Origin of the sequence: Cellulomonas humilata (genome assembly GCF_030814415.1) — a bacterium.
GTDB classification, from domain to species: domain Bacteria; phylum Actinomycetota; class Actinomycetes; order Actinomycetales; family Cellulomonadaceae; genus Cellulomonas; species Cellulomonas humilata_A.
In genome coordinates this window covers 409,100-427,656 of sequence record NZ_JAUSVB010000003.1, presented here as the reverse complement: position 1 = coordinate 427,656, position 18,557 = coordinate 409,100, and the positions used below count along the sequence as shown (strand labels likewise).

The following is an 18,557-nucleotide window of genomic DNA, read 5'->3' as shown; positions in this document are numbered from 1 at the left end:
TTCGTGGTGAGCGGACGTCCAGGTCGATCAGCCCTGGTTCCCACGGTCGGGGCGGGCCTGCGCTCCGCTACGAGCGCGTGCCGCTGGCGCGTCGGGCCTGCCATCGCTGGCGCGACCCACACCCTCCGCTGCGCTCCGGCTCACCCCTCCAGAAGGGCGTCGACGAAGGCCTCCGGGTCGAACGGCGCCAGGTCGTCCGGGCCCTCGCCGAGGCCGACCAGCTTGACCGGGACGCCCAGCTCGCGCTGCACGGCGACCACGATCCCGCCCTTGGCGGTGCCGTCGAGCTTGGTCAGCACGATGCCGGTGACGCCGGCCACCTCGCTGAACACACGCGCCTGGTTCAGACCGTTCTGGCCCGTGGTCGCGTCGAGGACCAGCAGCACCTCGGACAGGGGCGCCTCGCGCGTGATGACCCGCGTGATCTTGCCCAGCTCGTCCATCAGGCCGGCCTTGTTCTGCAGGCGTCCGGCGGTGTCGACGAGCACCACGTCGATCCCCTCGGCGCGGCCCGTGCGGACCGCGTCGAACGCGACTGCGGCCGGGTCGGCGCCGTCGCGGTCCGAGCGGACGGTGTGCACGCCGACGCGCGAGCCCCAGGTCTGGAGCTGGTCGGCGGCGGCGGCGCGGAACGTGTCCGCGGCACCGAGCACGACGGTCCGGCCGTCGGCGACGAGCACGCGCGCGAGCTTGCCGACCGTTGTCGTCTTCCCGGTCCCGTTGACGCCGACGACGAGCACGACCGCGGGGAGGCGAGAGCCGTCCGCCGCGGCACCGGGCGCGGTGTGCAGGCTGCGGTCCAGCGTCGGGTCGACGAGCGCGATCAGCTGCTCGCGCAGGAGCGCGCGGACCTGGGCCGGGTCCTTGAGGCCCTCGACGCGGACGCGGGTGCGCAGCGCGTCGATGAGCTCGCCGGTCGGGCCGGCGCCGACGTCGGCGAGCAGGAGCGTCTCCTCCAGCTCGTCCCAGTCGTCCTCGGTGAGGTGGTCCTTGGACAGCACCGCGAGCAGCCGCGCACCGAGCGGCGAGCCGGACTTGGAGAGCCGGTCGCGCAACCGGGCGAGCCGACCGGCGACCGGCGCGGGCACCTCGAGGACGGACGGGGCCTCGGCCTCCTCGGGGAGCACCTCCACCGGGGGCGCGGGCGCCTCGACGGTCTGCTCGACCTCCGGTGCGGGCACGACGACCGGCTCGTCGAGGGCGGTGGGGGCCTCGTCCGTGTCCGGACCGCGGCGCCGCCGGACGAGCAGCGTCGTCACGGCGACGACGATGGCCAGCGGGATGCCGGCCGCCAGGAGGATCTCGAGCGTCTCGTTGGTCACCGGGACAGTCTGTCTGGCGGCGGGCTCACGACGCGAATGGGCGCGTCAGCGCGGGAGGTCGAGCGCGTCAGGGAATCGAGCCGTCAGCGGTCGCGATGCCCGGGCAGGACGCCGGTGGCCTTGTCCTTGGCGCGCTGGAGGGTGGCTGCCAGGTCGTCCACCTGGAGGTACGCCTCGCCCTCGTCGACGGTCTCCCGCAGGAACTGGGCGAGCGAGAGGTCGATGGGCTCGACGGCGGCCCACGCAGCCGCGGCCCGCTGGTCGGCATCGGGGTTCTTGCGGCCCGCCCACCCGCTGCGGAACGTGGCGAGCGGCGACTCCCACTTGTCCTTCGCTGACGAGAACACGCTGGCGGCGACCAGGACGGCTGCGGCGACGAGGACGGCAAGGAGGATCGCGACGAGGACAGCCATGGCACCAGTGTCCGTGCCCGTCGGCGGTCAGTCGTCGCTCGACGCACAGGGAGCGGTAAACGGCACACAATCTCCACAGGCGCACCCCGGGACGGCCAGGTCAGACGGCGACGTCCTCGCGCATGCGCTGGCTGATGACCGTGGTGACGCCGTCGCCGCGCATCGTCACGCCGTAGAGGGCGTCGGCGATCTCCATGGTGCGCTTCTGGTGGGTGACGACGATGAGCTGGGAGTCCTCCTGCAGCTCGCGGAAGATCTCGAGCAGCCGGCCGAGGTTGGCGTCGTCGAGGGCTGCCTCGACCTCGTCCATCACGTAGAACGGGCTGGGCCGCGCCTTGAAGATGGCCACCAGCAGGGCCACCGCGGTCAGCGACCGCTCGCCACCCGACAGCAGCGACAGGCGCTTGACCTTCTTGCCGGCCGGCCGCGCCTCGACGTCGATGCCGGTGGTGAGCATGTTGTCGGGGTCGGTGAGGACGAGCCGGCCCTCGCCGCCGGGGAACAGCCGCGGGAACACGACGTCGAACGCGGCGGCGGTGTCGCGGTAGGCCTCGGCGAACACCTGCTCGACGCGCTCGTCGATCTCCTTGACGATCTCGAGGAGGTCCGCGCGGGACTTCTTCAGGTCCGCGAGCTGCTCGACCAGGAACTGGTGGCGCTCCTCGAGGGCAGCGAACTCCTCGAGCGCGAGCGGGTTGACGCGACCGAGCAGCGACAGCGCCCGCTCCGCTGCCCGCAGGCGCTTCTCCTGCTGCTCGCGCACGTACGGGACCGCGGTCGGGGCCTCCGGGTCGACCTCGGCACCCGGGAGCGGGATCACGGGCACGTCCTGGTGCGGGCCGTACTCCTCGAGCAGGACGGCCGGGTCGAGACCCAGGTCGTCGACGGCGCGCGACTCGAGCGCCTCGATCCGCAGGCGCTGCTGCGTGCGGGCGACCTCGTCACGGTGGGCGACGTCGGTGAGCTGGGCCAGCTCGGCGGCGCGGACGTCGACCTCGGCACGGGCGGCCGCGACGTCGCGGTCCCGTTCGCCGCGGGCCATCTCGGCAGCGTCGCGCTCGGCCGACGCGCGGCGCAGCGACTCGTCGAGCACGACCAGCGCGCGGGTGGCGCCGTCGCGGACGGCCTGGGCGACCGTCGCCTGGCGCGACCGGGCACGCTCGCGCTCGGCGGCCCGCTCGCGCGCGACCCGCTCGGTCTGGGCGGCTCGCTCGAGGGACTCGGCGCGGCCGGACAGCGCCCGGGCCCGCTCCTCGCCGGTGCGCAGGGTCAGCCGCGCCTCGGTCTCCCGGGCGCGCGCGCCGGTGGCGAGCTCGGCGAGCCGGTCCCGGCGGGCGCTGCCCTCGACGATCGCGGCCTCGCTCTCGGCGGGCTCCACCTCGGCTGCCGCGAGGCGCTCGGCGAGCTCGGTGAGCTCGGCCGTGTCGGCCTCCAGCGTCCGCGACGCGGCTTCCAGCGACTGCTGCAGCCGTGCGGCCTCGGCGTTGGCGGCCCGGGCCGCGGAGCCGAGGTGGCCCAGCTGCTCGGCCACCGCGGCGAGCGCGGCGTCGGACTCGTTGAGCCGGTCGAGGGTGCGCTCGTGCGCGTCACGCGCGTCGGTCAGGGCCTGCGTGGCACCCGTGAGCTCGAACCGGACGCGCTCGCCGTCCGCGGTCGCCTTCGCCGCTCCGGAGCGGGCCTGGTCGAGCGCCGACTGCAGGTGCAGGGCGCTCGGCGCCGTGGCGGACCCGCCCGACGCGCGGTGCCGGGACAGCACGTCACCGGTGCGCGTAGCGACGACGAGGTCGGGGCGAGCGGCGACGATCGCGCGCGCTGCCGCGAGGTCGTCGACGACGACCACGTCGGCGAGCAGGGTCTCGACGGCCGCCCGGACGTGCTCGGGCGCGCGGACGAGGTCGACCGCGCGTGCGGCGCCGGCCGGGAGGTCAGTCAGGGGCGAAGAAGGGCTGGACGAACCGCTGACCAGCAGCGTCGCGCGGCCGGCGTCCTCGGTGCGCAGGTAGCGGATCGCGTCGACGGCCGCGTCGACGGAGTCGACGGCCACGGCGTCGGCCACGGCGCCCAGGGCGGCGACGATCGCCTCCTCGTTCTCCGGGTCGACGGCGAGCAGCGCCGCGACCGACCCGACGAGGCCGGGCTGGCCGTCCGCGGCGAGCAGCGCACCGACACCGTCCTTCCGCGTGAGGCTGAGCTCGAGCGTCTCGGCGCGGGACTCCAGGGCGGCGCGCTCGCGCTCGGCGGCGCTCAGCTGCTCCTGCAGTGCGGTGAGCCGCTCGGTCGCGCGCTCGAGGGCCTCGACGGCGGCCTCGTGCTCGGCGTCCAGCCCCTCCTCGCCCTCCTCGACACCCGCGACCTGCGACTCGAGGACCGCGAACTGCGTCGTCGCCTCCTGGCCACGCTGCTCGGCGGCGGCCAGGGACTCACGCAGACGTCCGAGCTCGGCCTGCGTCGCCTCGACCCGGCTGCGGCGGGCTGCCACCTGACCGGCGAGCCGGGCGACGCCCTCGCGGCGGTCGGCGGCTCCGCGCAGGGCGGTGGCGACCTCCTTCTCCGCGGTCGTCGCTTCGGTCTCGGCCTCCTGCCGGGCGGTCACGGCCGCCTCGAGGGCGGCACGGGACAGCTCGACCTCGCTGGCCAGCTCGGCCTCGGCCGAGCGGACGCGCTCGGCCTGGGCGGCCAGGTCGTCGGGGTCGGAGCCGCCGGTGCGCTCCTGCCCGGCGCTGCCGAGCAGGCGGACCCGGTCGGCGGCCAGGGACGCGGTGCCCCGCAGGCGCTCGCGCAGGGACGAGAGCCGGTACCAGACCTCGCTGGCCTCACTCAGGGCCGGTGCCGCCTCGGCGGCCTCGCGCTCGAGCGTGGCCAGGCGGGCGCGGGTGGCGGCCAGGGCGCCCTCGACCTCCTCGCGACGGACGCGCAGCGCGCTCTCGTCGGCGATCTCCTGCTCGAGGGTGGAGGTGAGCTGCGCGAGGTCGTCGGCGAGCAGCCGGGCGCGGGAGTCGCGCAGGTCCGCCTGGACGACCGCGGCCTTGCGGGCGACCTCCGCCTGCCGGCCGAGCGGGCCGAGCTGACGTCGGATCTCCCCCGTCAGGTCACCGAGACGGGTGAGGTTGGCCTGCATCGCCTCGAGCTTGCGGAGCGCCTTCTCCTTGCGCTTGCGGTGCTTGAGGACGCCCGCGGCCTCCTCGATGAACCCGCGGCGCTCCTCGGGCGTCGCGCGCAGCACCGCGTCGAGCTGGCCCTGCCCGACGATGACGTGCATCTCGCGGCCCAGGCCGGAGTCCGACAGCAGGTCCTGGATGTCGAGGAGCCGGCAGCCCTGCCCGTTGATCGCGTACTCGGACCCGCCGTTGCGGAACAGCGTCCGCGAGATGGTGACCTCGGAGTACTCGATCGGCAGGGCGCCGTCGGAGTTGTCGATGGTCAGCGCGACCTCGGCGCGGCCCAGCGGCGGGCGGCCGGCGGTGCCCGCGAAGATGACGTCCTCCATCTTGCCGCCGCGCAGCGACTTGGCGCCCTGCTCCCCCATCACCCAGGCCAGGGCGTCGACGACGTTGGACTTGCCCGAGCCGTTGGGCCCGACCACGCAGGTGACGCCCGGCTCGAAGTTCAGGGTCGTCGCCGAGGCGAACGACTTGAACCCCCGCAGGGTGAGGGTCTTGAGGTGCACCCACGAAGCGTAAGGCGCGCGCGACGCACCCCCGGGGACGTCCACCCGCTCGGCGGTGCGGCTCAGCGCTCCCCGGCGGCGGGGTCGGGCAGGTCGAGACGCTCGGCGAGGTGTCGTCGTGCGACGTCGCGGGCACGCCGGACGGACGCGTCAGGCTCGTCCCCGGTCGCGAGGGCCTCCAGGTCGTCGTGCTCGCCGACGACGGCCAACGCGCGCGCGGCGGCGATGCGCACGCGCGGCACGTCGTCGTCGAGCAGCCCGCGCAGCGCGCCCGCAGCCTCCCCCAGCTCGTGCACCCGGGTCAGGGCAGCGGCCGTCTCCCGCACCCTCCACGCGGGGTCCGACAGCGCGGAGACCACCGCCGCGTGCACCCCGGGGCCGTCGTGCCAGGCGTACCGCAGCGCGCGCGCCGCCCACACCCTCGGCCAGTAGTCGGGCGTGCCCGGGGTGTGCACGTAGCCGTCGACGAGCGCCGCTGCGCCCGGCCCACCGATGCGGTCGAGCGACGGACCGTCCTCTACCGGAGCTCCGCCGAGCAGCCCGACGCACCAGGCGACGACCGCGTCCGCGCCCAGGTCGGCGCAGGCGTCGGCCACCCAGTCGGCGGGGCGCCCGGTCATCTGCTCAGAGCGCGGGGAACCAGAGGGCGATCTCGCGGGCGGCCGACTCCTCGGAGTCCGAGCCGTGCACGAGGTTCTGGATGACCTTCAGGCCCCAGTCGCGCCCGAGGTCGCCGCGGATGGTGCCGGGTGCGGCGACGGTGGGGTCGGTGGCGCCGGCCAGCGAGCGGAAGCCCTCGATGGCCCGGTGGCCCTCGGCGACGACCGCGAGGACCGGGCCGGACCGCATGAACTCGATCAGCGGCGTGACGAACGGCTTGCCGGCGTGCTCGGCGTAGTGCTCGGCGAGCAGGGCCTCGGACGGCTCGCGGAGCTCGACCGCGACGAGCGTGTAGCCCTTGGCCTCGATGCGGCGGACGATCTCGCCCGACAGTCCGCGGCGGACGCCGTCGGGCTTGACCAGGACGAGGGTGCGCTGCGTGGTGGGTGCGTCAGTCATGGGCGCAACCCTAACGTCGGACCTACGGCCCGACCGCCCCCGGGTGGGCAGCGTCGTACTCGGCCCGCTCGCGGTCGATCCGGCCCCCGAGTCGCAGCGCGACGACCCACAGGACGACGAAGATCCCGCCCACGACGAACATCATCGGCACGAAGAACCCCACCGCCAGCACGAGGCCTTGCACCACGCTGCCGGCGATGTAGCCACCGGGGCGGGTCATAAGACCCGAGAGGACGATCAAGGTCAGGGAGAGGGTCCCACCGACCCACCAGATGGCAGCGGGCTCGGCGAGCCGCAGACCGTACGCCACGAGCGTCGCGAAGAACACCAGGACGGCCTCGAGGACGAGGATCGTCTGGGTGAACTGGGGCTTCGCGGGGCGCTTGCGGCGTACGGTCTGGCCGCCGTCCGGGACGGTGGAGCTCATGGGTGAAGGTTACCGGCGGGCGCCGGCGTCCACGTCCTCGCGCGCGCTGTCGCGCTGCGTCGGGAGCTCCCCGGCCGAGAGGTCGTCGACGACGATCGCCCCGTCCACGGTCTCCGAGGCGATCCCGGAGCCGTCGGCCGCGAGGGCCTCGCCGCGGGCGACCATGCCGGCCACGTCGGACAGCTTGACCTCGCGCAGGAACAGCGCGAGGACGAAGCCGACGGCGATCACGGGCACGAGGTACCAGAACGACGGTGCGAGCGCGTTGGTGAACGCGTCGATGACGCCGGTCTTCAGCGGCTCGGGCAGGGCCTGGACCGCGGCCGGGGTGAGGCTGGACGCCTCGCCGCCCGAGCCGGCGGGAGCCCCGGCGAAGACGCCGGCCAGGTTCTCGGCCAGCTTCGTGGTGAACATGGTGCTGAACAGCGCCGTGCCGACCGCCGCGCCGATCTCGCGGAAGAAGTTGTTCGTGCTGGTGGCCGTCCCGATCTCGTGCGGGTCGACCGAGTTCTGCACGGCCAGCACGATCGTCTGCATGACCAGGCCCATGCCCGCACCGAGCACGAAGATCATGGCGCCGAAGAGCCACATCGACATGTCGCCGGTGATCTGCGTGAGCCACGCGACGCCGCCCGTGGTGATGGCCAGGCCGACCACCGGGAAGATCTTGTAGCGGCCGGTCTTGGTGATCGCGATACCCGAGCCGATCGCGGTGATCATGACACCGACCATCATCGGGAGCAGGAGGAAGCCGGACTCGGTGACGCCCGCGCCCGTCGACATCTGCAGGAACGTCGGCAGGAACGCCAGGGCGGCGAACATGCCCATGCCGAGGATGAGGCCGATCGCCGTGGCGATGGTGAACGTCGGGTTCTTGAAGAGGCGCAGCGGCAGGAGCGGCTCCTCGGCACGCAGCTCGACCATGATGAACGCCGCGATCGAGAGGACCGTGCCGATCACGAGGGCGAGCAGGGCCGGGTCGGTCCAGTCGTAGCCGGACTTGCCTGTCCAGCTGCTCCAGCTGGTGGCCAGCACGAGGCCGGACGTGGCGACGACCATGAAGAAGATGCCGGCGACGTCGATCCTCTTGCCGGAGCGGTGCGTCGGGAGCTTGAGCGTGAACCACGCGATGGCGAAGGCCGCCAGGCCGATGGGGATGTTCAGCCAGAAGCACCAGCGCCAGTCGGCGTGCTGCGTGAAGAACCCACCCAGGAGCGGGCCGATGACGGCCGAGATGCCGAACAGCGCACCCATCGGGCCCATGTACTTGCCGCGGTCCTTGGCGGGCACGATGTCCGCGATGATCGCCTGCGACAGGATCATCAGACCGCCGCCGCCGAGGCCCTGCACGCCGCGCCAGAGCACGAGCTCGCCGAACGACTGGGCGAACCCGGCACCGGCGGAGGCGACCGTGAACAGGCCGATGGCGATGAGGAACGGCCACCGCCGGCCGAAGAGGTCACCGAACTTGCCGTAGAGCGGCATGACGATCGCGATCGCGAGGATGTAGGCCGTCACGACCCAGCCCTGGTGCTCGACCCCGTTGAGCTCGCCGACGATGGTGGGCATCGCGGTGCCGACGATCGACTGGTCGAGCGAGGACATGAACATGCCCGCCATGAGCGCGCCGAAGATGAGCCAGACGGTCTTGGGGGTCAGGTGGATCAGCGGCTTGTCGACCGCTGGTGCCTGAGGTGTTGCGGTGGCCATGCGAGAGGACCTCGTTCTGGGGGTGGGGACGGGGGCGTTGGTTCGGGGGTCAGTCGGCGAGGATGGAGCGCAGGTCGGCGACGACGGCGGTGATGTGCTCGTCCGCGCTGCCGGTCCCGCCGGCGGCGTCCCAGCGCATGAACGTCGCGTGGGTCAGGAAGAGCAGGGTCGCGCCGACGATCTCGGAGGAGTACGGAGCGTCCTCACCCAGGCGCCGCTCGACCAGTGCCGAGAGCTGGCCCTTGTGCTGCTCCATCCACGCGAGGTGGCGGGCGAGCAGACGCGGCTCCTTGGCGGCGAGCTCGAGGGCGCGCGTCAGTCGCTGCCGACCGATCGGTGCGTCGGTGAGGAACGAGGTCACGAGCGTCTGGAGGTCGGCGAGCAGGTGACCCGTGGGTCCCCCGGTCGCGAACGTCTCGGCGGCGTCCGAGTCGAGCGGCCACGGGGTGTGGCCGAGCACGGCGTCGTCCTTCGTCTCGAAGTAGTTGAAGAACGTGCGTGCGGAGACTCCGGCCTCCTCGCAGATGGCCTCGACCGTGACGGCGTCGAGGCCGTGCTCGGCGACGAGGCGGTGGGTCGCGTCGATCAGCGCCTCGCGCCGGGCGCGCTTCTTGCGCTCACGCAGCCCGAGGGCGGGCTCGTCGACCACTGAGTTCTGCACGAGGTGCAACTTTACACACACTGCAACTTTGCACTGGACGCACGTTCATGTGCAGTTGATCACAGCAACGATCAGACTTCGCCGAATCCGCCCTCGACCGCCGCGACGAGCGCGTCCCGGGCCTCGGCGGCCTGCGGTCCCTCGGTCTCGATCTGCAGCTCGACGCCCTGCTTGGCCCCGAGCTTCATCAGCTCGAGCACGCTCGCCGCGTTCGCCCCGTTGACCCGTACCTTCGCGTCGTACGCCGCCAGCATCCGGGCGACGACCGCCGCGGGCCGAGCGTGCAGGCCGAGCGGGTTGCGCAGCACGGCGGTCGCCCGCAGCACGCCGTCGTCCGACGCCGCTGCGACCGTCGGCTCGCCGTCCGCGCTGCCGAACGTCGAGCCCGCGTGCACCGCGGACGCCAGGACCGCCGCGAGGTCGGCGCCGCCGTGCGCCGTGACGGCCGCCGCGACCGCCCCCTCGACGAACGGCGCGTCCGCGATCCGCACGCGCGCCGCCATGTCCTCGTCGAGCAGGTCGAGCACCGACTCGGCCGTGAGCACCGCCGAGCCGAGGTCCGTGAGCACGACCGCGGAACGGCCGTCCTGCGTCGCCTCGACGACGGCCTCCTCGACCGTGTCGTAGCTGGTCCCGAGACCGCCGTCCTGCATCCCGCCGGCCGCGATCAGCAGCACCCCCGGCGCCATCTGGGCCGCCAGCTCGACCGCGCCCAGCGCGAGCCCGCGCGAGTGGGACACCAGGACGAGCGCGACGGGGGCAACCTCGCGCGTCACGCCGCCGCCTGGGCGGCAGCCCGCAGGATCAGCTCGGTCGACCGGGCGCCCGGGTCGAGGTGCCCGGCGGACCGCTCCCCCAGATAGCTCGCGCGGCCCTTCGTCGCGACGAGCGGGATGGTGGCCTCGGCCCCCACGCGCGCGGCGTCGGCCGCGGCGACGAGCACCTCTGCCGGCGACGCTCCCCCGTCGGCAGCCGCCACGGCCGCCTCGGTGGCGGGTGTCCAGGCGTCGACCATCGTCTTCTCGCCGGTGGTGGCCTTGCCGCGGGCGACGATGCCCTCGAGCGCCGCCTCGAGCAGTGCGACCACGCCCTGGCTGTCGAGCTGCGCGACGCCCGTGGCCTTGGCGGCGCGCAGGTAGGCCGTGCCGTACAGCGGGCCGGCGGCACCGCCGACGGTCGACATCAGCGTCGTCGCGACGAGCTTGAGGACCTCACCGATGTCGGCCGGCTCGGCGGGAAGCGCATCGAGCTTGGCGATGACGGCCGAGAAGCCGCGGAACAGGTTCTCGCCGTGGTCACCGTCGCCGATCTGCCGGTCCAGCTCGATGAGCTCCTGCCGGTGCTCGGTCACGGTCTGCGCCGACAGGCGCACCCAACCGATCGCCCACGCGACGTCCAGCGTCATGCCCACGCTCCCTCGACCTGTTGGATCCCCGTTCCGGCCGCGACCCTCGCAGTCACCACCGCAGGGCGGTCGTGTGCACAGGTGCGTCCCAGAGCGCGGTCAGCTCATCGTCCAGACGGAGGACGGTGACCGACGCGCCCTGCATCTCCAGCGATGTCACATAGTTGCCGACGAGCGACCGGGTCACCTCGACCCCCCGCTCCTCCAGCAACGCGCGGGCCCGACGATAGACCACGTAGAGCTCGGAGGCGGGCGTGCCGCCCATGCCGTTGACGAACAGGAGCACCTTCTCGCCGCCGGTCAGTCCCAGGTCGTCGGCGACCGGGGTGAGCAGCATCTCCGTGATCTCGTCGGCGCCCGCGAGCGGGATGCGGCGACGACCCGGCTCGCCGTGGATGCCGATGCCGATCTCGATCTCGTCGTCGGGCAGGTCGAAGCTCGGCTTGCCCGCGTGCGGGACCGTGCACGCCGTGAGCGCGACGCCCATCGACCGCACGTTCGCGATGACCTTCTCGGCGACGGCCACGACCGCGTCGAGGTCGTCCCCGCGCTCCGCGGCCGCGCCCGCGATCTTCTCGACGGCGACCGTGCCGGCCACGCCGCGGCGCCCCGCCGTGTACAGCGAGTCCTCGACGGCGACGTCGTCGTTGACCACGACGGTCCGCACGGACGTGTCGTCGGCCACCTCCGCGGCCATCTCGAAGTTCAGCACGTCGCCCGTGTAGTTCTTCACGATCGCGAGCACACCGGCGCCCGCGTCGGCCGCCTGCAGCGCGGGGGCGATCTGGTCCGGGGTGGGCGACGTGAACATCGCGCCAGGGACGGCCGCATCGAGCATGCCGACGCCGACGAACCCCCCGTGCAGCGGCTCGTGCCCGCTGCCGCCCCCGCTGACGAGCCCGACCTTGCCGGCCGTCGCGCCACCGGCGCGCGTGACGAACCAGGGGTCGCTATGGATCGCCACCACGTCCGGATGGGCCGCCCCGAACCCCTCGAGCGACTCGGCCACGACGGTCTGCGGGTCGTTGATGAGCTTCTTCACTGCAGCCATCCCTTCCACCGGGCACCCACGGCGGGCCCCGCACGTCCGTCGCGACCTCGACGTCCCGACAGGTCTCACCATGTTGTTGCTGCGAGGGGTCGTCAAGGGGAGGACGTGCGCCGTCGGTGCACGTTCGTGCAGAGGGCCCGCGCGCCTCGCGGGCCTCACCCGGACGGGTGACCAGGAGTCAGGGGCGACCGAGCAGCCGGCGCGCCTCCGCGACGAGCAGGATGGAGCCGGTGACGAGGACGCCGGACCCGCGCTCGACCTCGCTCTCCGCACGGGCGACCGCGAGGTCGAGGGCGTCGTTCAGGCGCTCCGCCACGTGCACCCGGTCCTCACCGAAGATGTCGATCGCCACCTCCGCGAGGTCCTCGACCTCGAGAGCGCGGGTGTTCGACGCACGGGTGATCACCACCTCGGCGAGCATCGGCTCGAGCAGCGAGAGCATCCCCTCGGGGTCCTTGTCCGCCATCACGCCGACGATGCCGACGAGCCGGTGGAACTCGAACGCCTCCTCGACCGCGGCGACGAGCGCCTCGACGCCCGCCGGGTTGTGCGCGCCGTCGACGATGATCGTCGGGCTGGAGCGCACCACCTCGAGCCGGCCCGGGGAGTCGACGTCGGCGAACGCGACCTCGACGACCCCGGGGTCGAGCGCCCGGCCTCCCGTGAGGAGCGCCTCGGTCGCCGTGAGGGCGAGCAGGGCGTTGTGCGCCTGGAACTCGCCGTGCAGGGGCAGGAAGATCTCGGTGTACGTGCCACCCAGCGTCTGCAACGTGATCAGCTGGCCGCCGACCGCCACCTGCCGCTCGCCCACCTCGATGTCGACGCCCTCGCGCACCACGCGGGCGCCCTTCTCCGCCGCCGCGGCCAGGACCACACCCTCGACGTCCTCCTGCTGGGCGGCCAGGACCAGCGTCGCGCCGTCCTTCACGATCCCCGCCTTGACCGACGCGATGTCGAGCAGCGTGTCGCCCAGGTAACGCTCGTGGTCCATCGAGATCGGCGTGATGATCGCGACCTCGCCGTCGGCGACGTTGGTCGAGTCCCACAGCCCACCCATGCCGACCTCGACCACCGCGACGTCCACCGGTGCGTCCGCGAACGCCGCGAACGCCATCACCGTGAAGACCTCGAAGAACGACAGCTGCGGCTTGCCCTCCTGCGCGGAGCGCTGGTCGACCAGGTGGATGTACGGAGCGACGTCCTGCCACACCTCGACGAACCGCTCGTCGCTGATGGGCTCGCCGTCGATGACGATGCGCTCGTTGACGCGCGACAGGTGCGGGCTGGTGAACCGGCCCGTGCGCAGGCCGTGCTCGCGGACCAGCCGCTCGACCATGCGCGACGTCGACGTCTTGCCGTTGGTGCCCGTGACGTGGACGACCCGGTACGCCTTCTGCGGGTCGCCCAGCAGCTCCATGACGGCGAGCGTCCGGTCGAACGACGGGTCGATCTCGTGCTCGGGCGCGCGCGCGAGGATCCCGCGGTAGACCTCGTCGGCGGCCGCCCTGGCCTCCTTCTCGGCCTGCTTGCGCAGGTGCTCGGACCCTCCGTGCTCGTGCGGGCTCATGCCTCGTACCCTCCGGCGTCGACGGCTTCCACGGTCGCCTGCAGCGCGGGCCCCGTCTCGATCTCGACCGACAGCGCCAACGTCTCGCGCGCGATCGTGTCGCGGTGCTGCTCGACGGCGGCCACGTGCTCCGTCGGGACGTCCAGCGTGAGCAGGATCCGGTCCCCCACCTGCAGGCCGGCGGCCTTGCGGGCGTCCTGGACGACGCGGACGACGTCCCGGGCGTAGCCCTCGGCGCGCAGCTCGTCGTCGAGGGTCAGGTCCAGCACGACGAATCCGCCGCCCGGCAGGACCGCGGCCGCTCCACCCTCGGCACCGACCACCGTCGTCAGCTCGTACTCGCTGGGCTCGAGCGCCACGTCGCCGTCGTCGGTGGTGACCACGACCGTGTCCCCGTCGACGCGCCAGGCCTCGGCACGCGCGGCCTTGATGACCGCCTGCACCCCGCGACCCAGCCGCGGGCCTGCCGCCCGGGCGTTGACCGCCAGGCGCTGCGTGATGCCGAAGCGCTCCGCGGTGCCGGCGTCGGCCGTGACCAGGTCCACGCGCTTGACGTTGAGCTCGGCAGCGAGCAGGTCGCTGTACGGCGCCAGGGCGTCCGCGTCGTCGACCGCGACCGTCAGCGTGTGCAGCGGCTGCCGGACGCGCACGCCCGCGGCCTTGCGCAGACCGAGCGCCGTCGACGTCACGGCTCGGACCTGGTCCATCGCGGCGACGAGCGCCTCGTCCGCAGCCTCGTCCTGCGCCGTCGGCCAGTCGGTGAGGTGCACGCTGCGACCGCCCGTCAGCCCGCGCCAGACCTCCTCGGTGACCAGCGGCGCGAGCGGCGCCATCACGCGCGTGAGCACCTCGAGCGAGGTCCACAGCGTGTCGAAGGCGTCGGCGTCCTCGGCCCAGAACCGGTCGCGCTGCGTGCGCACGTACCAGTTGGTCAGGACGTCGAGGTGCTCGCGCACGCTCTCGCACGCCGCCGAGATGTCGTAGGCGTCCAGCTGCTCCGTGGTGCGCGCCACCAGATCCCGCGTGCGCGCCAGGACGTATCGGTCCATCGGCGCGAGCGTCGCCGCACGTGCGGCGTCGACCGGCTTCGCGAGGTACCCGGCACCGCTGTCCGCGGCGCCGGCGTAGAGCGAGAAGAAGTAGTACGTGCTCCACAGCGGCAGCAGCACCTGGCGGACGCCGTCGCGGATGCCCTCCTCGCCGACGATGAGGTTGCCCCCACGCAGGATCGAGCTCGACATGAGGAACCAGCGCACGGCGTCGGAGCCGTACAGGTCCCACATCTCCGCGGGGTCGGGGAAGTTCCGCAGCGACTTGCTGGCCTTGCGGCCGTCGTCGCCCAGCACGATGCCGTGGCACAGGACGTTGCGGAACGACGGGCGGTCGAACAGCGCCGTGGCCAGCACGTGCAGCGTGTAGAACCAGCCGCGGGTCTGGCCGATGTACTCGACGATGAAGTCGCCCGGGTAGTGGTGCTCGAACCAGTCGGCGTTCTCGAACGGGTAGTGCACCTGGGCGAACGGCATCGAGCCCGAGTCGAACCAGACGTCCAGCACGTCCGGGATCCGGCGCATGGTGGAGGCACCCGTCGGGTCGTCCGGGTTCGGGCGCGTCAGCTCGTCGATGAACGGTCGGTGCAGGTCCGGCTCGCCCACCTCGTTCGTCGGCACCCGGCCGAAGTCGGCCTCCAGCTCGGCCAGCGAGCCGTACACGTCGACGCGCGGGTGCGCCGGGTCGTCCGACACCCACACGGGGATGGGCGTTCCCCAGTAGCGGTTGCGGCTGATCGACCAGTCGCGCGCGCCCGCCAGCCACTTGCCGAACTGGCCGTCCTTGATGTGCTCCGGTGTCCAGGCGATGTCCTGGTTGAGCTCGACCATGCGGTCGCGGAAGTCGCTCACGCGCACGAACCAGCTGGTCACCGCCTTGTAGATCAGCGGGTTCCGGCAGCGCCAGCAGTGCGGGTAGGAGTGCTCGTACGTCTCATGGCGCACCAGGACGCTGCGCTGGTCGTCGGCGACGCGGGCGAGCGGGCCGGTGCCGGCCTTGAGGTCCGCGATGATCGGCTTGTTGGCGTCGAACACGAGCTGGCCGACGTAGTCCGGCACCTCGGTGGTGAACTTGCCCTGCGAGTCGACGGGCACGACGGGTGCGATGCCGACGGCCTCGCACGCGACCATGTCGTCCTCACCGAATGCGGGCGCCAGGTGCACGATGCCCGAGCCGTCCTCGGTGGTCACGAAGTCGCCGAGCAGCACCTGGTGGGCGTTCTCCCGGCCGGCGAAGTAGTCGAACGGCGGCGTGTAGCGACGGCCCGCGAGGTCGCGGCCCTTGACCGTGGCGACGACGGTCGCCTCGCCGAGCTCCTTGGCGTAGGCGCCCAGGCGTGCGGCGGCGAGGACCACCAGCTCGCCCTCCAGAAGGCTTCCCGGCCCCGGCTCCACGGTGACGTAGTCGACGTCCGGTCCTACTGCGATCGCGAGGTTGCTCGGCAGCGTCCACGGGGTCGTCGTCCAGATGAGGGCCAGCTCGCCGGTCTCCAGGCGCAGTCCGACCGTCAGCGCGGGGTCCTGGCGCGACTGGTAGACGTCGTCGTCCATCCGCAGCTCGTGGTTGGACAGCGGGGTCTCGTCGCGCCAGCAGTACGGCAGCACGCGGTAGCCCTCGTACGCCATGTCCTGGTCGTAGAGGCGCTTGAACGCCCAGATGACCGACTCCATGAACGTGACGTCGAGCGTCTTGTAGTCGTGGTCGAAGTCTACCCAGCGGGCCTGGCGCGTCACGTACTCGCGCCACTCACCCGTGTACCGCAGCACCGACTCGCGGCACGCCCGGTTGAACGCGGCGAGCCCCATCTCCTCGATCTGCGACGTGTCCGTGATGCCGAGCAGGCGCTGCGCCTCGAGCTCGGCGGGCAGCCCGTGCGTGTCCCAGCCGAACCGGCGCTCGACGCGGTGGCCGCGCATCGTCTGGTAGCGCGGCACGACGTCCTTGGCGTACCCGGTGAGCAGGTGGCCGTAGTGCGGCAGGCCGTTGGCGAACGGGGGGCCGTCGTAGAAGACGTACTCGTTGCTGCCGTGCTCGCCGGCCTCGCGCGCGTCGATCGACGCCTGGAACGTGCCGTCCTCCTCCCAGAAGGCGAGGACGTCCTTCTCGAGGGCGGGCAGGTCCGGCGACGCGGGCACGGACGAGGCGGGGCGGTGCAGCGGGTAGCGCGGTGCGGCAGTCACCGTCGGTTCTCCTGGTCGATCTCGCTCACGGCCGCGAGGACGACCAGCCCCGGGACGGGGACGACCGCGGTACCACCTCGCTTGCCGGCGTCCCCGGGGGGTCGTCGACCACTCTCTGCGGCTGTGACGGGCCTGCCCCGTCCGGTTCTACTGAGGCCCGTTGCGCGGCCCGTTCTTCCGGAGGCTCACCGGTGATGGCCGGGTCGACGCCTGTGCGCCCAGGATACCCGGACGTCTAGCTGTTTCCCGTCGAGAGGTAGGACGCGACCCACGCGAGCGCCGAGTTCCAGTTGATCGTCATCTCGTTCACGCCGTACGCGCCGATGTCGTCGACGAAGCAGCACTGCGCCGGGCTGCCCGCGAGCGCCGCCGAGACGGGGTCCGGGCAGTCGGAGTTCGGGCCTCCGGAGACCGTGCCGCGCGGCGGGTGCGGCAGGGTCGGGTCGAGCTGGTGGGCGTACCAGCGGCTGTGCTGGTTCCGGACGTCACGCGTGCCGTAGCCGGTCACGTACGAGACGCCGAGGGCGTTGCGGCCGAACAGGTAGTCGACGCCGGAGAGGACCGCGTCGCGGTACGCCTGGTCTCCGGTGATCTCGTGCGCTGCTGCCAGCACCGCGAGGTTGTTGAGGAGCAGCCCGTTGGAGCCCCAGTCGTACCGGCCGGACGTCGGCACGTACGGGTGGCCGAAGGGCTGCGTGGCCTGCTGTGCCCGGAGCGCGTCGGCGGCCTCGACGACGGAGGCACGGACGGTGTCCCGCTCCGGCAGCGCGCTCGCGACCGTGGCCAGCTGGAGGCGCGACCACGCCGCGACGTGGTTCCAGTCGAACCCTTCGGGCCGGAACAGGGGCGCGTACCGGTTGGCCCGCAGGTCGTCGGCGTACCGGTCGTCGCCCGTGGTCAGGTACAGCTCGGTGGCCGCCCACAGGCGGTCGTCCTCGATGTCGGCGTCGTCGTAGGGCCCGGACCCTGCGTTCGCGAGGACGTTCGTGTCGGGCGCGAGGAGCACCGGGTGCTCCTGGGCGGCGTCGTACGCGTCGCGTGCCGCGGTCCGCAGTAGTGCCGCGAAGGCCTCGTCGTGCGGCGCGAACAGCCGGGCGCCCTGGGCCGCGACGGCCGCGAGGTTGAGCGTCGCCGCGGTCGACGGCCGGTGCAGGTAGCGCGGCTGCGGGTCGTCGGTGGGCAGCATCGGCAGCGGCACCCACCGCTCGTCGGACACCTTGTGGTGCACCAGCCCTGCGAACGGCTCCCCTGCCGGGACGCGCATGCGCAGCATCCACTCCAGCTCCCAGCGCACCTCGTCGAGCACGTCCGGCACGCCGTTGCCCCGCTCGGGGACGCGCAGCGAGCCGTCCCCCAGCGCGCCCGCCGTCCCCGTGCGCAGCGCGCGCTCGTACAGGCCGAGCAGCTGCGCGACGGCGATGCCGCCGTTCACCACGTACTTGCCCTGGTCGCCCGCGTCGTACCAGCCGCCCGTCGCGTCGAGGGTGTAGCCGCCGGTCCAGCCGTCGTACAGGTCGACGCCGTCCGCCGTCGTCGCGTGCACGGCCGGGAGGCACCGGACCGCGCCGTCGCCGCGGTTGGGGACGACGTCGACGTGACCGGCGGCGCGCCCGTACCCGGGGCCGAGCAGCGCCTCGTCGATCGCGATGCCGCTGCGCTGGCCGTAGAACACGACGAGGGAGTCGACGCGCAGGTCGTCGTAGAGGTCCTGTGCCAGAGCGAACGGGTCGGACATCGCACCGTCGGCCTCCAGCACGAATCCGTGGCCCGTCGCCCGCACCTCGTCGAACGAGACGACGTGGACGTCCAGCCCCGCCGACGGGTCGTGGCCGCGCGGCTGCGACTCCCCCTCCGCGACGACCGTCCCGCCCTGGTGCAGCCGCCACCGCACCGGAGCGGTCGCGTCAGTGACGAGCGTGGCCGTCTTGGGGCCGTCGGTCAGGTAGCCGACCTGGTTCACGCGAACCCGAGGTGCGTCGGTCATCGATCCTCCCAGCGGGCCCTGGCTCACGAGCGCACACCCTACGGCCGTGGGAGAGGATCGA

The 18,557-nt window shown here is 72.9% G+C and carries 14 protein-coding genes; all 14 read right to left on the bottom strand.

Annotation, left to right across the window (positions count from 1 at the left end; genetic code table 11):
- Positions 1 to 140: 140 nt before the first annotated feature.
- Entirely contained in the window at positions 141 to 1,322 is a 1,182-nt protein-coding gene (ftsY, locus tag J2X26_RS13015) for a signal recognition particle-docking protein FtsY (protein ID WP_307492858.1), read from the bottom strand.
- Positions 1,323 to 1,405: 83 nt separating this feature from the next.
- Positions 1,406 to 1,735 (bottom strand): hypothetical protein, encoded by a 330-nt coding sequence (locus J2X26_RS13010; RefSeq protein ID WP_307492856.1) that lies wholly within the window; start codon positions 1,733 to 1,735, stop codon positions 1,406 to 1,408.
- Positions 1,736 to 1,835: 100 nt separating this feature from the next.
- Entirely contained in the window at positions 1,836 to 5,402 is a 3,567-nt protein-coding gene (smc, locus tag J2X26_RS13005) for a chromosome segregation protein SMC (protein ID WP_307492854.1), read from the bottom strand.
- Positions 5,403 to 5,464: 62 nt separating this feature from the next.
- Positions 5,465 to 6,022 (bottom strand): HEAT repeat domain-containing protein, encoded by a 558-nt coding sequence (locus tag J2X26_RS13000; protein WP_307492852.1) that lies wholly within the window; start codon positions 6,020 to 6,022, stop codon positions 5,465 to 5,467.
- A 4-nt stretch (positions 6,023 to 6,026) separates the two neighbouring features.
- Positions 6,027 to 6,461 (bottom strand): nucleoside-diphosphate kinase, encoded by a 435-nt coding sequence (gene ndk / locus J2X26_RS12995; RefSeq protein WP_307492851.1) that lies wholly within the window; start codon positions 6,459 to 6,461, stop codon positions 6,027 to 6,029.
- 22 nt (positions 6,462 to 6,483) lie between these two features.
- Entirely contained in the window at positions 6,484 to 6,888 is a 405-nt protein-coding gene (locus J2X26_RS12990) for a DUF4233 domain-containing protein (protein WP_307492849.1), read from the bottom strand.
- 9 nt (positions 6,889 to 6,897) lie between these two features.
- Complete coding sequence (locus J2X26_RS12985) at positions 6,898 to 8,598, bottom strand: MDR family MFS transporter (RefSeq protein ID WP_307492848.1); 1,701 nt, start codon at positions 8,596 to 8,598, stop codon at positions 6,898 to 6,900.
- A 49-nt stretch (positions 8,599 to 8,647) separates the two neighbouring features.
- Entirely contained in the window at positions 8,648 to 9,259 is a 612-nt protein-coding gene (locus J2X26_RS12980) for a TetR/AcrR family transcriptional regulator (protein WP_307492846.1), read from the bottom strand.
- Positions 9,260 to 9,330: 71 nt separating this feature from the next.
- On the bottom strand, positions 9,331 to 10,035 hold the full coding sequence (gene dhaM / locus J2X26_RS12975) for a dihydroxyacetone kinase phosphoryl donor subunit DhaM (RefSeq protein ID WP_307492845.1): 705 nt from the start codon (positions 10,033 to 10,035) through the stop codon (positions 9,331 to 9,333).
- Positions 10,032 to 10,664 (bottom strand): dihydroxyacetone kinase subunit DhaL, encoded by a 633-nt coding sequence (gene dhaL, locus J2X26_RS12970; RefSeq protein ID WP_307492844.1) that lies wholly within the window; start codon positions 10,662 to 10,664, stop codon positions 10,032 to 10,034. Before dhaL ends, dhaM begins: the two co-directional genes overlap by 4 nt.
- A gap of 52 nt (positions 10,665 to 10,716) precedes the next feature.
- Entirely contained in the window at positions 10,717 to 11,706 is a 990-nt protein-coding gene (dhaK, locus tag J2X26_RS12965; RefSeq protein WP_307493175.1) for a dihydroxyacetone kinase subunit DhaK, read from the bottom strand.
- Positions 11,707 to 11,893: 187 nt separating this feature from the next.
- Complete coding sequence (locus tag J2X26_RS12960; RefSeq protein ID WP_307492842.1) at positions 11,894 to 13,282, bottom strand: bifunctional folylpolyglutamate synthase/dihydrofolate synthase; 1,389 nt, start codon at positions 13,280 to 13,282, stop codon at positions 11,894 to 11,896.
- Positions 13,279 to 16,512 (bottom strand): isoleucine--tRNA ligase, encoded by a 3,234-nt coding sequence (gene ileS, locus J2X26_RS12955; protein WP_307492839.1) that lies wholly within the window; start codon positions 16,510 to 16,512, stop codon positions 13,279 to 13,281. The genes J2X26_RS12960 and ileS overlap by 4 nt, the downstream gene beginning before the upstream one ends.
- A gap of 235 nt (positions 16,513 to 16,747) precedes the next feature.
- On the bottom strand, positions 16,748 to 18,496 hold the full coding sequence (locus J2X26_RS12950) for a glycoside hydrolase family 9 protein (protein ID WP_307492838.1): 1,749 nt from the start codon (positions 18,494 to 18,496) through the stop codon (positions 16,748 to 16,750).
- Positions 18,497 to 18,557: the final 61 nt, after the last annotated feature.

Excerpts from the sequence above, each read along its gene's own strand:
- dhaL (WP_307492844.1), bottom strand. The coding sequence starts at position 10,664 with ATGACGCTGGACGTCGCGTGGGCGATCGGTTGGGTGCGCCTGTCGGCG.
- ndk (WP_307492851.1), bottom strand. The coding sequence starts at position 6,461 with ATGACTGACGCACCCACCACGCAGCGCACCCTCGTCCTGGTCAAGCCC.
- J2X26_RS12950 (WP_307492838.1), bottom strand. The coding sequence starts at position 18,496 with ATGACCGACGCACCTCGGGTTCGCGTGAACCAGGTCGGCTACCTGACC.
- J2X26_RS13010 (WP_307492856.1), bottom strand. The coding sequence starts at position 1,735 with ATGGCTGTCCTCGTCGCGATCCTCCTTGCCGTCCTCGTCGCCGCAGCC.
- J2X26_RS12990 (WP_307492849.1), bottom strand. The coding sequence starts at position 6,888 with ATGAGCTCCACCGTCCCGGACGGCGGCCAGACCGTACGCCGCAAGCGC.
- J2X26_RS12960 (WP_307492842.1), bottom strand. The coding sequence starts at position 13,282 with ATGAGCCCGCACGAGCACGGAGGGTCCGAGCACCTGCGCAAGCAGGCC.
- J2X26_RS12985 (WP_307492848.1), bottom strand. The coding sequence starts at position 8,598 with ATGGCCACCGCAACACCTCAGGCACCAGCGGTCGACAAGCCGCTGATC.
- J2X26_RS13000 (WP_307492852.1), bottom strand. The coding sequence starts at position 6,022 with ATGACCGGGCGCCCCGCCGACTGGGTGGCCGACGCCTGCGCCGACCTG.